The organism is Plantactinospora sp. CNZ320 (genome assembly GCF_002846275.1).
Genome location: NZ_PJMP01000001.1, coordinates 6,549,029 through 6,563,503 on the forward strand (window position 1 = coordinate 6,549,029; position 14,475 = coordinate 6,563,503).

Below are 14,475 nucleotides of genomic sequence, written 5' to 3' on the forward strand. Positions count from 1 at the left end.
GGTGTTGGCCGCGACTACGAGGGGAACCGCCTCCAGTGCCCCTCGGAGACGACCTCGACGGTGCCGTCGGTCACCTTGATGGCCGTCTGGTCGTCGATTGCGTACGCCGGACCCGCGATCTCGGCCGCCCATTTCTCGGCAGCAGCCATGGTGTTGTCCGGTTCGAGACCCAGGTGCGGGAAGATCGAGAAGTCGAGGACCCCCAGCGTGCGGTCGTCGGGCGCGGACTGCCACTCGACGAACTCCGCACCGATCCGGGGAGTCAGCACCATGCTCCCCGCACTCAACCCCACCCAGACGGTGTCTTGCAGCGACGGCAGGAGATCCGCCAATCCGGACTGCCGCATCCAGTGGCACAGGTACGTCGTATCGCCGCCGGCCACGAGCAGGACGTCAGCCTCCCGGACCCAGGGGACCCACCGCTCCTCGCCGATGCTGGGCAGTGCCGTCAGTTCCAGGACGCCCAGCGACTTCCAGCCCAGGTTGCACATGGGCAGCGGCGTCTGACCCGTGATGAAGCGCCAGGCCGAGGGCGGTCCGCCCATGGGGTGGCACGCCGTAGGGATGCAGAGGGCGTTGGAGTCGGCAATCGGCTTGCCCAGCAGGTCGACCAGCGCATCGCGGATGCTCGGGTTCTGGACGCCCGCGGAGGTGAGAAGAAGCCTCACGCTTGCCTCCTGTACGTAGTGGTCATGACACTCTCCCGAGAGTCCGGAGATCGGTGCACGGGGATACAGACTGGACACCATAACGAAACTGATCGCGGTTGCGCCTCTCACCTCGGCATCCGGAGAGGCATCGCCCGACCCGTACCGCGTACCGAAAGGCAGGGCTCGTGGAGGGCAGACCGGTGACCCTCAGCCCATACGACCCGCAATGGGCTGTGCTGTTCGAGCAGGAGCGGGTCACCCTCGAAACCGCCTTGGCCCAGTGGCTGGTCGGACCAGTCGAGCACATCGGCTCCACATCGGTTCCCGGCCTCGCAGCAAAGCCGATCATCGACATGATGGCGCCGGTGCGCAGTCTGTCGGACGCGGTAGCCGCCATCGGGTTGGTGACCGCTCTCGGTTACCGCAACGGCGTGCACCGTCCAGCGGAAGCGCACTACTTCTTCAAGCCGGAGACCGACAACTGGTGGGAGCGCACCTACCAGCTTCATCTGACCGAGCCAACCTCCCTGCTGTGGCGGCGCCGAATCGTGTTCCGCGATGCGCTGCGGTACCGGGCGGATTACCGGTCCCGGTACGAGCGCCTCAAGCGCGATCTCGCGCACGCTCGCGGCGCTGACCTGATGGCCTACGCGCGCGACAAGGACGACTTCGTCAACGAGGTCCTCGGCGTACGCGAGAAGACGCAAGCTCCGACCGTCAGCTACACCCGGGAACCGTGACGGTCTCCGACACCCGACGGATGAGGCCGGCTGGATCCTCGGTCCAATGGGAGGCGAGGACCAGTTTGCGGGCCGGATCCACCCACAGCAGGTGCCGTCCCCCGTTGCCCCGGGCGCTGCGACCGGTGGTCGGGGCTCCCGGCCACGGGATCTGCTCGTCGTTGAGCCACCAGAGGTAGCCGTACTCGTGCTTGACCGGGCACGGGGTCCACGACTGGTCAACCCACGTCGTGCTCAGCAGCCGCTTCCCCGCCCAACTTCCCCGGTTGAGGAAGAGCTGCCCGATCAAGGCCAGGTCTCTCGCCGAGATGAACAGCCCTCCACCCCAGTGCGCGCCGCCGGAGACAACCTCGGTGGCGCGGCCGTCGATCTCGACGACGCTCGTCTGGTAGCCGTGCCAGGACCAGCTCTCCGAGGCGCCGATCGGGGCCATCACCCGCTCGCGCAGCACCTCGGGCAGCGACCTGCGCAACAGCAGCGTGAGCGCGTAGGCGAGCAGGTTCATCCGCACGTCGTTGTAGGCCCAGCCCTCACCAGGCGGGGTGCCATGCACCTCGGTCCCCTCGCGGAAGCTCTGCGCATCGACACTGCTGGGCTTGCCCCACAGCTCGCCCTCCCACTGGCTGGACTGCTGCAGCAGATGCCGCCACGTGATGAGCTCGTTGTGCGCACCGCGGAACTCCGCAACGTCCACCACCTGATGAACGGGTTGGTCCGGCACCAGTAGGCCGTCATCGAAAGCCACCCCGGCCACCACGGACACGACCGACTTGGTGACGCTGAACGCCATCTCCGGGACATCCGGGTCGCCCCACACGGCGGCCTCCCGACCCTCGACCCGTACGACACCACTGGCTCCACCAGCGGCAAGCAGCGGGCCGACCACCTCACGGTGAGCGGTGTCCTCGACCTGAGCTTCCAGGTAGCTCCCGATGTCCACGGCCTCAGTCGTCCATCGGGCACCGAACTCCCGGACCACCCTGCGCAGGACATGCTCATCCACAGACACAGCACTCATGCCAGGTAGTGTCACAGCACGCGCTGCCGTCGGCATTTCCGATTGTCGGATCATGACGGTACCGGGCAGCATCATCGTGTGGATGCCCGCCGATCGATCGTCTTGGTCGATGACCTTCGTTCGTTCGTGGATGGCCGTTGTGCCGAGGTGGCCCGTACCAGCGCTGTCGGGGTTGAACTCCTCGATCGGTACCGGGACCGGCGCCTGGACGAGTTGTGGCTGGACCACGACCTCGGCGGGGACGACACGATCTGGCCGGTCGTGGAGGTCCTGGAACGGGCGGCGTTCGACAACCGCCCCTTCGATGTCGGCGTCATCAACGTCCACTCCGCCAACCCGGCCGGCGCCGCGAAGGTCGCCCAGGCTTTACGGCGCTGGGGGTACCACGTCAGGGTTGCGTCGGGCTCCACGGACGTCGGCTATCTCGACTGACCCGGGTGAATTGACCGACGCGCCGCCCGGCGGCGGCCACACTCGGTCGGCGGCAAACGAGGATGCCGCCCGCTGGTACAGGAAGTCGAATGCGGGCCGTTGACGGCCTTGCTACCTTGCCCGGGATGAGTAGGTGACGGTACTCGGCCAGGGGCGTACTCGGCGGACACCGGCTGTGGGTAACAAGGCGCGCCGGGCCGGTACGGAAATGCCGCGCGAGCGCCGCGCAGTTCGACCGGCGGCCTGCGCTGGCGAGTTGGATCGGTCTCAGTCGACGCGGGGGATGCATGACGGTTTTCGGCTGCCGGGGCTGCGGAACCACTCTGACGGTTCCGGTGTCGAGGGTGGCCATGCCCGTCCATGCGGACCAGAAGTACGGGAACGGGCCGGGTTCACTACCCCCGGCCCTGGAGCCCGGTACCTTCGCGGTGGATCCGCTGCCGTCCGGGCCGCCGTGGCGCCGGTGGGCCGACCTCGATGCCGGTGAGGCCGAGGCGCTCGGCTGGTACGCGCCGAGGTTAAGCGTCTCCACCGGGCCGGTCGGTCGGGTGTTACTCACCCCCGGGGACATACGCGGTGCCATCATCGCTCCGGCACTGGTCGGCGACTCCGCATGCTGCGGCCTCGGCCTCCGCGGCGGCGAGCCCAACATGGTCTGCGTCACCTGCGGCACGCCGGTGGCCATCCGGATCGACGACTGTGGTCTGCGGCAGGCGACCTGGCTGGATCCACTCACCACATGCGTGATAGACGACGCTCCCGGGCCGCACCCGATGCTCGACTGGGCAGATCTGATCGACCAACGGCCCGGTGTCCCGCCGCACGAACCAGGCGGCGGCTGGAACCCGATGTGGACAGCCGCCGTCGCCTCAGCGCTGGCGCACCTGCTGGCCGCCTCGGGCGGCGACCCGATGGTGATCCCGGAGTGCCAGGTCGCCGAAGTCTTCCAGCCCGTTCTCGACCGTCTCGTCGGCCCGGTCGGCACGGGCACGGGGCGCACCCTGGTCCTGGCCGGGCCCGGCCTGCCGGAGGCCGACGGCCACTTCGCCCTCGTACCCGAACATCCGCAAACCGGTGAACCGTGGCCGGTAGCTCCACCGTTGAAGCCTGTTCCGCTGGCCTGGGACGCCTGGCGGCACCTCGCCTTCCACCGAACCCCGAAACCGGTCGGGCGATCGGTCCCGATCCCGCCCGAGGCCCCGCCGGCACTGCTCCCGGGGTACCGGTTCGAGCCGGACAGACAGATCTTCCTCAGCGTCCTGGCCAGGCTGCCCGAGGTCAGGCAGCCTCGATTACGTGCCATCTACGACCGAGGCCGCCCCTACAACTACTCCTTCTACGTCTTCTGAACGCCTGAGTCGCATCGATGCCGGCACCCCCACGCTCCGCCGGACGCACTCTCATCCGCATCAGTTCCGGATGGCCGACACGGGCGGGCCAGGCCACCGGGCGTGACGGCTCCGGCTGGTGGCGCTCACGGGTGGCGGCGGTTGAATGCACGCGATTATGGATGCGTTGCGCCTGGTCTTGTTGGTTCGCCCCGGTCAAGATTGGGTTCGCTGGTTCAGCGACAGCCGCAGTGGGTTGTCACCGTCGACATGCAGTAAGCCCTCCTGCTCAGCGACTGCCAGCGCTTCGCGGACGGCTGTGTCGCTGACGAGAAGCCGCTTGGCCAAATCGCCGATGCTGGTTTCCAGCGGCAGCCGAGGAGTCCACCTCAGCAGCGCTTCGATGTCCCCGGCCACTTCCGAGGGCCGGCTTTCCGTCTGCGAGCCGCGGGCAAACCAGGCGGGCAGGTCCCTGACTGTGCTCGGCCAGAACTGGATCAGCCAGCAGTACCCGCCGTCGTCAGTCGGCCGGCGTGCGACTCGTACCCGGAACCACTCGGTGTCGCCAAGGTGAAGATCCGCCTCACCGTAGCCGCCGGTCAGGTCGGTCAGGGTCAATTCGCCTGAGCTTGATCGGAACGGTGTTTCCAGAACATCGTCGAAGTTGGCGTGCTCGGCCGGAGGCGGCGCGTCGTGCAGCTCGACACGCACTGTGTGATCGGACAGGCCGGGGGCCTGAGCGGCGATCCAGCCGGCGCCAGACCCGGCGAGTGCGCCGGTCGGCATGTCTCCGCGATCGCGGTGATGCGGCACCTGTGGGTCCTCGTCCGGGTCCCACGTCTGGTTCGTGTCCGCGAGAATCATAATTCCGTAGTGCGGACGGTAGTCGTCAGTTTCGAACGCCCGCACTACAACCACGAGGTCCAGGCTATAACTCCCACTGAGGTGATCTCAACGAGACGCTTGCAGGTACCGGTATTCGAAGTGGGGTGAGGTGGAGAGCGGCGCGGACGTGTCGCCGGATAAAGCGCTGAGTTACGGTGCTCCGATGCAGGCGAATGCAGCCCAGCGGGCAACCCAGGCAGCCATGTCGGTCGCCTCATCGCTCGGCCTGACCGCCTACGACGCCGCCGTACTGCACAACTCGAACAGGCTCACCCTGCGTCTGCAGCCATGCGACGTCCTGGCACAGGTGGCACCGGCGGCGCACCAGTGCGCCCAGTTTGAAGTGGATACCGCTACGCGACTGTTCGAGGTCGGGAGCCCGGTGGTCGCGCTGGAAGTGCCCGAGGTCTTCGTCTGGGACGATTACGTGGTCACTCTGTGGACCTACTACGAACCGGTGGCTACTGCGGCGATCCCACCCGCGGACTACGCCAGAGCACTCGAACGTCTGCACGCCGGAATGCGCCGGGTCGACCTGCCCACCCCGCACTTCACGGACCGGGTTTCCGAGGCCCAAACGCTCGTGGCGGACAACGACCGGACGCCGAAGCTGGCCGACGCGGACCGGAACTTTCTTGCCGGCACGCTGGACCGCCTGCGCCGAGCGGTCAGCGACAGTGGCCGGCCCGAACAACTCCTGCACGGCGAACCTCACCCGGGCAACCTGCTCTCGACCCCGATCGGCCTGCTCTTCATCGACTTCGAGACGTGCTGCCGGGGTCCGATCGAGTTTGACCTGGCCCACGCGCCCGACGAGGTCGGAGACTTCTACCCGGGCGTCGATCATCACCTGCTCCGAGACTGCCGGACCCTCGTGCTGGCGATGATCACTACGTGGCGCTGGGATCGCGACGACCAGTTCCCCGACGGCCACAGCCTCGGCATCGAGTGGCTCAACGAACTCCGGAAGGCGACGGCTCGGTAGGTTACTGACCCCCGTCATCGGCATGAGCGCGCACCACACGCTTGTTGGGTCATCACGCTGCGTTGTCCCCAGACAGGCGGCGACGCACGCTCGGCGGCAGATCAGTGCGCTGACTCGTGCTGAGACGCGCCAGCGGTCGTGGCGATCGACGAATCGAGCGGATCGCGGACCGATGGCGGATTGGCTGTGGGCTCGTAGAGCTGTGTGAACAGCAATCTCTATGATGCGGCGGCAATGATCACTGCCCGTGCGGCTCACAGGACGGCGGTTTCATGCCGACGGCTCCGGTGACGAGAGCTGGTGGTCGGCCTACGACTACGACGGTGGCCGCTGGGCCGGGTGGGACGCCTCTGGCGAGGAGCCGTTCGTCTCGATGATCGCGGGAGTGCTGAGCGGTTGGGACCCGGAGCGCGACGAGGCCGGCCGGCGGGTCGGCGGCACCCTGCACGTCGGCGACCGGGCGGTGCGGCCGGGACTGTGGCAGGGCGAGGTGATCTCGTACGCTGCCGGGCGTGCGTGACTTCCTCAAGACGACGCTGGCCCGGGTGCCGGACGGATTCGACCTGCCGGAGCCGCTGCGCCTGCTCTTCGGCTGGGTCGACGAGCAGGGTTTCGTGGTGAAAGGGCACGACGGGGATCTGTACGGCTCGTTGAGCGACGACGGCGGGGTGGGCACCTCGATCGAGTTGCGTGGCTACACCGCCGAGCAGACCCTGTCGTACGCACGGTCCTGGTTCGACGAGTCGGTCCCGGATGCGGCCGCACGGTTGTGGCCGTTCGCACAGACCGGTGGCGAGGGCTCGATGGCCGCGCTGTGGCGCGACGGTGAGGGACGGGTCAAGATCGTTCATCTCGGTTCGGGCAGCGGTTCGATGATGACGTGTGTGCTCACCGACGATGCGGTCGACTTTTTGCGGCTGCTGGCGATCGGTTACCGGGAGATCTGCTGGAACGAGGAGTTCGGCGCGCCGCCCGAGCCGTGGGACGCCGACCACGAGATCGTCAATGCGCCCTACCGGGACTGGCTGCGCCGCACCTTCGGTGTCACCGCCCCGGCGACCGGGCTGGAGATCGTGTCGCAGCCCGCCGAGATGGGCGACGAGGACACCACGGACCCGTTCTGCCGCTGGGTCGGCAATAGGGAAACCTGAGCCCGTCACCGGCTCAGGACGCCCTGGCGATCTGCGGCTACGAAAATCTTGCCAGAGCCAGTTCGTTAAGGCTACGCCGACAACCCCGTCAGCCGAAGCACGTGCGACGGTCGCCCGGCATCGGTTTGCGCCGCCTCGACCGGGCGCTGTCGGCGGCGTAGTTCATCGTTCGCCATTCTAAGGGATGTCTCGTAATTGGTTGGCGGTCCATGGTGGATCATGTCGGGGTGCAGGTGATCTCGGCAGCCCGCCCGGAGTGGATCTTCCCGTTCACCGGGCTGCAGCCCGTGCAGTTCCGCCGTCTGGTCAGGCTGGTCGCTGAGCGTGGCGGCGACGCGATCGCCGACGGCCGGCCCGGCCGGCAGTGGTCACTCGACCTCCCGGACCGGGTGCTGCTGGTCGCCGCGTACTGGCGCACGAACCTGACCATGCGGCAGATCGGTCCGCTGTTCGGGGTGTCACACTCCGCCGCCCACCGGGTCATCGACACCGTCGGCCCGCTCCTCGCCCTGGCACCGGTACGCCGACGCCGGGTCGACCAGATCACGATCGTCGACGGCACCCTGATCCCGACCCGGGACCATCGCCTGGCCGCGCAGAGCAAGAACTACCGCTACTCCACGAACTTACAGGTCGCCATCGACGCCCACACCCGCCTCGTCGTCGCTCTCGGCGACCCACAGCCCGGCAACCGCAACGACACCATCGTCTACCGCACCTCCGGCATCGACCAGAAACTGGCCGGACGGCCCGTCATGGCCGACGGCGCCTACCGCGGCAACCCCGAGGTCATCATCCCGTACCGCAAACCCGCCGACGGCAGCGAACTACCCGACTGGAAGCTCGCTCTGAACAAGCAGCACCGCAGTGTCCGAGCCCAGGTAGAACACGCCCTGGCCCGCATGAAGTGCTTCAAGATCCTCCGCGACTACCGCCGCGCCGCCCACACATTGACCCACACCGCTTCCGGCATCGCCCACCTCCACAACATCATCCTGACCGGGTGACACCAGCACCCTTGCCAGGCAACGCCTTCATCGAGTTACGAGACATCCTTTAGGCGACGTCAGGAACCGCGCCGAGACGCAGCCGCCCCGCTACGTGGCCGGTGAACCAGGCGAAGAAGTCGCTGTTCATGCCACGACCCTCACGGACCGCGGCACGCCAATCCTGGCGGTCGAGTATTGCGAGGTACTGCTGCACGATGCGGTCCCGCTGCTCAGTAGTGCAGCCGCACCGTTTCGGGGGCTTGGCCGTCAGATGGTCGGCGATGATCGCGGCATCGACGTATCGGTTCGCTGTCGGCGGCTGCTTGGCGAGGAGAGCAGCATGCGCAGCCAACACGGCAGGTGCCGGCGGGTAGTGCTCGAGAGTCATGCCCATGCCACCGCAGTCAGCCATGATCCTCAGTAGCCGGCCGGTGTGATCGACCAGGTCATCGTCGACATCGGTGCCGGTGACCGCCTCGTGCAGGTGCGCTGTGGTGGCAACCCGGCCGGCGAAGTAGCCGTTGAGGTAGTCGCCGTCGCAGGCATGGCGCAGAAGCCATGCCCGGGCACTGGTGGCGCCTCGTCGGCATATCGCCTCGACGACGTGGACCCGGCCCCAGCCGGCGACGCGTTCGGCGAGCCACATCAGCGCTTCTGCACCTCCACGGCGGCGCTGCAACGCCTCGGCGGCCAACGGCCCGAAATGGCCCGACAGCAGACCGATGGTTTGGATCAGCGGGATGTCTTCCTCGGCCCAATCGGCGGCCAGCAGCGCGAGCCCGACCGTGGCGGCATTGCGATCGATGCTGTGCCGCACCAACCACCGACCGGTCTGCCGCATGCGCTGCCGATCCGCGCGCAGCGCCGCAGCAACGATGTGGTCGTTGCGTTGGATCGGGACGTAGACCTCGCGAAAGGCGTCGACCAGTTCGCTCGCCGGCGTGTCGGGCTGGCTGAAGTGTTTGTCGAGGACGACCGCGACATCGACCCCATAGAGGCGCCAATCCCTTACCCGCCGGTATGACGGCCGCGAGCGGTGACGGTCTTCGTCCGGATACGGCTTACCGTCGCGAGGCAGCGCACCGTCGGGGTGTTGCTGATGGAGACGCAGAGCGTGTTCGAACAGAGCGATCTGGGGTCCGAGCAGTTCAGGCTCGGGCGTCACGCTCACCGGCGGACGGAGGACTCGATTCTTTCGATCATGGTTGCGATCGTCCCACCCTGCGCGTGCTTCAGCAAGCGGCTGCGCCTGTCATGCCGCACCGATGTTTAGGACCAGCACGCAACGAACGTGACGGCTACTGACCGACCAGCACGCACGCCTCTCGACAAAGCCGTGAGTGGCTGATCATGTTCCGGAGGCCATGTAGGCGGCGAGAATGTAGTTGGGGTGGCGGTCGAGGTTCTTGCGGACTCGGTCGTAGCGCATGGTGGTTCACGGGTCGGCGTGGCGGGCGGCGATCTGCACGTCGCGCAGGCTGACACCGGCGTCGAGCATGGTCGTCACGAACGTGTGTCGCAGCATGTGTGGGTGCATCCTCGGCATCCGGATCCCTGCGGCAGTGGCGAGGTGTTCGAGTCGGCGGGTGGCGGCGTGCCGGTCCATCCGCCCGCCATGGACGTTGCGCAGGATCGGCCGCGGTGCGCTCGTCGACGGCCCGGTCGATGGCTCGGGCCACCGCAGGCGGCAGTGGGACGAGGACGACCTTGCCGCCTTTGCCGCGTACGCGCAGGACCCGGTGGCCGTGCTCCTCGCCCAGGTCGGTGATGTTCGACCCGCAGGCTTCGAAGATCCTCAGCCCGAGCAGGCCCAGGAGGGCGACCAGGGCGAAGTCGTTCGGGTTCGAGGACTTGCGGGCGGTGGTGATCAGGGCTTCGAACTGTAGGTGCCCCAGTCCCAGGGTAGGTGACTCGGCCGGCACGGTGGGTCAGCGGACGTAGTCAGCCGGCGAGTTCTCCAGGATCGCGTCGATGACACAGACCCGGTAGAAGCCGACCACGACGGACAGCCGGCGGGAAACGGTCGAGGGCTGGTATCGGCGTACGTCTTGCAGCCATCGCACGTACCGCTCGATGTCCACCCGCACCGCCACCAGCGGGTCCAGATCGTGGTCGGCGCACCAGCGCAGGAACCCTCGGAGGTCGGACCCGGTGCGTACGCGAGTCTGGCCGCGGTAACGGCCCAGGAAGGCCGACGCCGCGGCGCGCACAACGAGTTGATCGGCCAGCACGACAGGGAAAGCGGGAGCAGGAGAGGTAGTCATACGCCGGCGGGGCCGACTACATCGCCTGGTTCCGCGCCGGGAACCTGCGATGACACCCGACCGAAATTTCCGGGGGATTTCCGGAAGTTGTTGACACTATCGCGGACTCAGCCGAATACTGTGACTCATCCCCGAACATTGAGCTTCATCACTGGATCGGCTCTCGGACTTCCACATTGGTCGGCCGGCCGAGGCAGGAGTACAGATGACCGAGATTCCCGTCAGGCCGGTGCGCCAGCGGGGTGGCCGAGTGCGGCTGCTGCTCGGTGGCGCCTGCGCCGTCGTGCTGGCCGTGACCGCGGTGACGGTGGCCGGAACCGCCCACGCCGAAGCCGACCGAACCGTCACCGCCAACGAGGAGGGCACGCACAACGGGTACTTCTTCTCGTACTGGAAGGACAGCGGCAACGTCACGATGACGCTGGGCGCCGCCGGCAGCTACCGGGTCCAGTGGGCCAACGGCACCAACAACACGATCGTGGGCAAGGGCTGGAACCCCGGCGCCCGCCGCGTGGTCACCTACTCCGGCACCTGGCACAGCAACGGCAACAGCTGGCTGGCGCTGTACGGCTGGACCCGCAACCCGCTGATCGAGTACTACGTGGTCGAGACGTTCGGAACTCTGATTCCCAGCGCCGGCGCCAGTCGGCTCGGGACGATCCAGAGCGACGGCGGCACCTACGATATCTATCGCACCCTGCGGGTGAACCAGCCGTCGATCGACGGCATCGCGACCTTCTACCAGTACTGGAGCGTCCGGCGGCAGAAGCGCGTCGGCGGCACGATCACCGTCGGCAACCACTTCGACGCGTGGGGGCAGTCCGGTCTGCAACTGGGCACGCACCATTACCAGATTCTGGCCCTCGAGGCATACCAGAGCAGCGGCAGTGCCGCCATCACCGTGAGCGAGGTCTTGGGTCCGCAGCCGAGTGCCAGCACCCCCGGACCGGAGCCGTCGACTCCGCCGCCGAGCACGGCGCAGGCTATCGGGTGACCAACCCCCAACGGCACCCCCTGCGGCTGACACCATGACGAAACGCCGGGCAGCCGGGCTGCAGGGGGTTCCGTCGACTGCGGCCCCGAGCGCCGGATGCTATTGAAGTTGCCGGACTTACACCCGGGCCCAGAGTCACTAACGGATGCTTGACTCCCTCAACTTGGTGTCCGATGCGTCCTGGTTATAACTGCACTGTCATCGGCATGATCGGACCTGGGCGCCAGCCGTGCGCCGTCACGTTCTGTCCACCACCGCGCAGCCCGTCGCGGCGCCTGCTTTGCGGCATGAGCGTACGCCCGTGAACTCAGAAGCCGGTCGGGGTTCGGCCTATCCCAACCTTTCGCGGACGAACCTTGCCAGCTCCTCTCGGGACGGATGCCCCCAGCCGATGCAGAACGGGTGGCCAGCTGGATCGGCGTACACCTGGTGCCCTTCGTCGCTCTCCAGATCACCGCTTTGAAGCAAGCGCGCACCGAGCTTGATCGCCTGTTCGTGCGCCGGCTTGGGGTCCTCGACGTGGAGGTCCAGGTGTACCTGCTGAGGCACACCGTCTGGCCAGTCGGGAGGAACATGCTCCGGCGCGAACTGGACGCCGATCCGCCATTCGCCGGCCGCGTCGATGACGCTATGGAACGTCTCGTCCTCGAAGACGTGCCCACCCAGCATCCCGGACCAGAACGCACTCTCGGCGGCCAGGTCAGCGGCGTCGAACACGACCACAGTTCGGATCATTTTCATGAAAGGCGATCCTATGAACGTGGTGGACGTCCCACCAGTCTGCAAAGCCCCGGCAACAGCACGCTGCTCGGCAAACTTGCCGAGGCCGCCGACAACCGGCAGCTGACCAAGGCCCTCACCCGCTACGGCCGGGTCGACCTGCTCTGCCCGGACGAGTTCGGCTACCTCGACTTGGACAAGGCCGCTGCCGAACTGCTCTCCAGATCCTCACCGACCGTGAGGAGCGTCGCGCCGTCGCGGTCGCCTCCAACGCCCCGTTCTCCGAGTGGAAACGTACCTTCACCGACCCGCGGTTCTGCTCCGCGATCGTCGACCGACTCACCTGCAACGCCAACATCATTGAGACCGGCACCGATCAGCGGCCGCGTCATGCCGGCGATCACGGCCCGAGCCCTACCGCTGACCGGCGGTGCTGCTGGACGGTGGCTGCCGTGACCTGTGACATCCTCAGCAACGCGCGGCTCCGGCAGATGGGTGCACCGGGCTCCCGTTCAGGTCGCGGTGAAGAAGACTGCGCGTCCTGCGGCAGCGGCTCGGGCATAGAACGCTTGGACATCGATCAGGTTGTCCCAGGTGTAGTCGAAATCCACATCATCATGCCTGCCGCGGTATTCTGGGTCGTCGATCGCATCGAACCGGCTGCGAAACCATGTCCGGTCCACCCCCTTCAGGGCATCAGCCACGTCTCGCACCTCGGGTGCACTGACGTATACGGCGTAGTACTCGTCGTGGAGATGCCGCCCGCCGAGCACCACATGGGACAGCGGAAACTCACCGGCGTCCGGATCCAGCGTTCCGTCGGTCAAGCAGCGATGGATGGCGTCCCAAGCCTTATCGGTATCAACCTTCAACCGATCCTCGCTCCACGACTCCTCGATCTCCTCGATGAGTTCTCCCACCGTCTCGTTATCACCGCCTGCCGCGAGTAGCGACTGCTCCTGCTCTTTGGTAATGGCGAAGTGCACACCCAACATGCCGGCGACCGTACGGCCCAGACGACGGAGGTTCAAGCACGGACATGCGGCCGGACCGCCGACCGTGGCATGACACACCATCTTCGGCATGGGTGCGCGTTATCGGTACCTGCTCGTGCCAGCAATCGGTCACAGCGCCCGCGTAGACCTGGCCGGGCAGCTGCTGGTCTTGTAGGCGTCCTTTGCGGCGACCCCGGGCGGATGGACGTGTTCGGGGTCGCCGCCGTGCACGTTGAGTGGTGGGTGCAGGTGCCGGACGCGGTACGGCCGCCGGCCGGGTCCCATAGCGGTCCGGCCGTCGGCGAGAACGTCAACGGCCAGGTCCGGTCGCGGTAAGGATGCCGGTGAAGGCCAGCCCGAAGGCCGCCGCACCAACAACGCACTTCCGGCAGAGCGATCATGTTCAGGAGGCCGCACGGTGGTTCCCGAGTCGGCGTGGCGGGCGTCAACGGCCCGGTCGATGGCTCGGGCCACCGCAGGTGGTAGCCATACATCACCGTGCGCCACTGCCGGCGATGAACACCAGTTCGCCTACTGCGGCATGTGCGGATATCGGATCAAGGGCAGTCAGCCTGACATGGCGAGTCCCGCGGTGCAGAGGATGATGCGGGTGTCGGCGGAGAAGCCAAAGGGGTGGGACATGGACCGGGGCAGCCGCGACGAGATGCTCGGCCACCTGGCTGAGGTAGTCGCGTCTGTGCGAGTCGCGCACCCGACACGGGTTGCCATCGACGGACCGCCCGCCGCCGGCAAGACCACTCTCGCCGACGAGCTCGCCGTCGTCCTGCGCACACAGGGCCGAGACGTCATCCGCGCGACAATCGACGATTTCCTCTTCCCCCGGGCGCAGCGCTATCCACACGGCGAGTACTCGGCCGAAGGCTGCTACTACGACACCCACGACCACGACGCACTGAACCGGGTCCTGCTCGATCCGCTCGGCCCGGGCGGAGACCGACGCTTCCAACCCACCGTGTACGACCACACTTCGGATGCCGTCCTGTCCCCACCGGTCATGACTGCCCCCGCCGACGCCGTGCTGGTCTTCGACGGCGTCTTCCTCATGCGCCCGGAACTGATCGACCGGTGGGACCTACGCATCTTCGTGTCGACTGCCCTCGATGCAACAGTGGATCGTGCCGTGATTCGAGAGCGCTGGGTGTCATCTCGGGCTCAAGTAGAACGCCGCTGGCGCGAGCGGTACATCCCCTCCCAACAGTTCTACTTCGCTGCGGTCCGCCCGACCGATCACGCCGACATCATCGTGCACAACGACGAGCCCCAGCAGCCGGCCTGGACAACCCGAACACACTGACCGCACTCA

Annotated in this window: 18 protein-coding genes and 1 pseudogene; 11 read left to right on the forward strand and 8 right to left on the reverse strand. The window is 67.1% G+C overall.

The window, feature by feature from the left end:
• Positions 1-14 precede the first annotated feature (14 nt).
• Positions 15-668 carry a Type 1 glutamine amidotransferase-like domain-containing protein gene (locus CLT71_RS29360; protein WP_101369948.1) on the reverse strand — a complete coding sequence of 218 codons (654 nt, stop codon included), beginning with the start codon at positions 666-668 and terminating at the stop codon, positions 15-17.
• 182 nt (positions 669-850) lie between these two features.
• Here CLT71_RS29360 and CLT71_RS29365 point away from each other — a divergent pair, with 182 nt between their 5' ends.
• Positions 851-1,390, forward strand: coding sequence for a GrpB family protein (locus CLT71_RS29365; protein WP_158242330.1), 540 nt, complete (start codon positions 851-853; stop codon positions 1,388-1,390).
• Here the strand turns inward: CLT71_RS29365 and CLT71_RS29370 are convergent.
• Positions 1,368-2,408, reverse strand: a complete 1,041-nt coding sequence (locus CLT71_RS29370) for a serine hydrolase (RefSeq protein WP_199187761.1) — start codon at positions 2,406-2,408, stop codon at positions 1,368-1,370. The genes CLT71_RS29365 and CLT71_RS29370 overlap by 23 nt on opposite strands.
• Before the next feature lie 78 nt (positions 2,409-2,486).
• On the opposite strand from CLT71_RS29370, the gene CLT71_RS29375 reads away from it, so the two are divergent.
• On the forward strand, positions 2,487-2,840 hold the full coding sequence (locus CLT71_RS29375; protein WP_101369950.1) for a cyclic-phosphate processing receiver domain-containing protein: 354 nt from the start codon (positions 2,487-2,489) through the stop codon (positions 2,838-2,840).
• A gap of 287 nt (positions 2,841-3,127) precedes the next feature.
• Positions 3,128-4,189, forward strand: a complete 1,062-nt coding sequence (locus tag CLT71_RS29380; RefSeq protein WP_101369951.1) for a hypothetical protein — start codon at positions 3,128-3,130, stop codon at positions 4,187-4,189.
• A 195-nt stretch (positions 4,190-4,384) separates the two neighbouring features.
• Here the strand turns inward: CLT71_RS29380 and CLT71_RS29385 are convergent, their stop codons facing one another.
• Positions 4,385-5,086, reverse strand: a complete 702-nt coding sequence (locus CLT71_RS29385) for a helix-turn-helix domain-containing protein (protein WP_143743657.1) — start codon at positions 5,084-5,086, stop codon at positions 4,385-4,387.
• Positions 5,087-5,162: 76 nt separating this feature from the next.
• Between CLT71_RS29385 and CLT71_RS38285 the strand changes: the two genes are divergently transcribed.
• From CLT71_RS38285 to CLT71_RS29405, 4 genes are all read left to right on the forward strand, one after another.
• The gene (locus tag CLT71_RS38285; protein WP_486483520.1) at positions 5,163-6,038 is read left to right on the forward strand and encodes a phosphotransferase family protein; all 876 of its coding nucleotides are present in this window, start codon (positions 5,163-5,165) and stop codon (positions 6,036-6,038) included.
• A 247-nt stretch (positions 6,039-6,285) separates the two neighbouring features.
• Complete coding sequence (locus CLT71_RS29395; RefSeq protein ID WP_101369954.1) at positions 6,286-6,558, forward strand: hypothetical protein; 273 nt, start codon at positions 6,286-6,288, stop codon at positions 6,556-6,558.
• Positions 6,551-7,189 (forward strand): hypothetical protein, encoded by a 639-nt coding sequence (locus tag CLT71_RS29400; RefSeq protein WP_101369955.1) that lies wholly within the window; start codon positions 6,551-6,553, stop codon positions 7,187-7,189. The genes CLT71_RS29395 and CLT71_RS29400 overlap by 8 nt, the downstream gene beginning before the upstream one ends.
• 227 nt (positions 7,190-7,416) lie before the next feature.
• The gene (locus CLT71_RS29405; protein ID WP_101369956.1) at positions 7,417-8,196 is read left to right on the forward strand and encodes a transposase family protein; all 780 of its coding nucleotides are present in this window, start codon (positions 7,417-7,419) and stop codon (positions 8,194-8,196) included.
• A 49-nt stretch (positions 8,197-8,245) separates the two neighbouring features.
• Here CLT71_RS29405 and CLT71_RS29410 read toward each other — a convergent pair whose 3' ends face one another.
• Positions 8,246-9,349 (reverse strand): hypothetical protein, encoded by a 1,104-nt coding sequence (locus CLT71_RS29410; RefSeq protein WP_486483521.1) that lies wholly within the window; start codon positions 9,347-9,349, stop codon positions 8,246-8,248.
• Between the two features lie 264 nt (positions 9,350-9,613).
• On the reverse strand, positions 9,614-9,784 hold the full coding sequence (locus tag CLT71_RS37590; protein WP_199187762.1) for a tyrosine-type recombinase/integrase: 171 nt from the start codon (positions 9,782-9,784) through the stop codon (positions 9,614-9,616).
• Between the two features lie 16 nt (positions 9,785-9,800).
• Here CLT71_RS37590 and CLT71_RS37595 point away from each other — a divergent pair, with 16 nt between their 5' ends.
• Positions 9,801-10,064 carry a hypothetical protein gene (locus tag CLT71_RS37595; protein WP_199187763.1) on the forward strand — a complete coding sequence of 88 codons (264 nt, stop codon included), beginning with the start codon at positions 9,801-9,803 and terminating at the stop codon, positions 10,062-10,064.
• 42 nt (positions 10,065-10,106) lie between these two features.
• Here the strand turns inward: CLT71_RS37595 and CLT71_RS37600 are convergent, their stop codons facing one another.
• Positions 10,107-10,388: a site-specific integrase gene (locus CLT71_RS37600; protein WP_199187764.1), complete on the reverse strand. Its 282-nt coding sequence runs from the start codon at positions 10,386-10,388 to the stop codon at positions 10,107-10,109.
• Between the two features lie 259 nt (positions 10,389-10,647).
• Between CLT71_RS37600 and CLT71_RS29420 the strand changes: the two genes are divergently transcribed.
• Positions 10,648-11,436 (forward strand): glycoside hydrolase family 11 protein, encoded by a 789-nt coding sequence (locus CLT71_RS29420; protein ID WP_101369957.1) that lies wholly within the window; start codon positions 10,648-10,650, stop codon positions 11,434-11,436.
• Between the two features lie 330 nt (positions 11,437-11,766).
• Here CLT71_RS29420 and CLT71_RS29425 read toward each other — a convergent pair whose 3' ends face one another.
• On the reverse strand, positions 11,767-12,177 hold the full coding sequence (locus CLT71_RS29425) for a VOC family protein (protein ID WP_101371903.1): 411 nt from the start codon (positions 12,175-12,177) through the stop codon (positions 11,767-11,769).
• Positions 12,178-12,380: 203 nt separating this feature from the next.
• On the opposite strand from CLT71_RS29425, the pseudogene CLT71_RS38290 reads away from it, so the two are divergent.
• Positions 12,381-12,473: pseudogene (locus CLT71_RS38290) on the forward strand (IS21-like element helper ATPase IstB); the annotation flags it as partial.
• 195 nt (positions 12,474-12,668) lie between these two features.
• On the opposite strand, the gene CLT71_RS29435 reads toward CLT71_RS38290, so the two are convergent.
• Complete coding sequence (locus CLT71_RS29435) at positions 12,669-13,151, reverse strand: DUF1877 family protein (protein ID WP_158242331.1); 483 nt, start codon at positions 13,149-13,151, stop codon at positions 12,669-12,671.
• Positions 13,152-13,791: 640 nt separating this feature from the next.
• Here CLT71_RS29435 and CLT71_RS29440 point away from each other — a divergent pair.
• Positions 13,792-14,466 (forward strand): cytidylate kinase family protein, encoded by a 675-nt coding sequence (locus tag CLT71_RS29440; protein ID WP_101371904.1) that lies wholly within the window; start codon positions 13,792-13,794, stop codon positions 14,464-14,466.
• Positions 14,467-14,475: the final 9 nt, after the last annotated feature.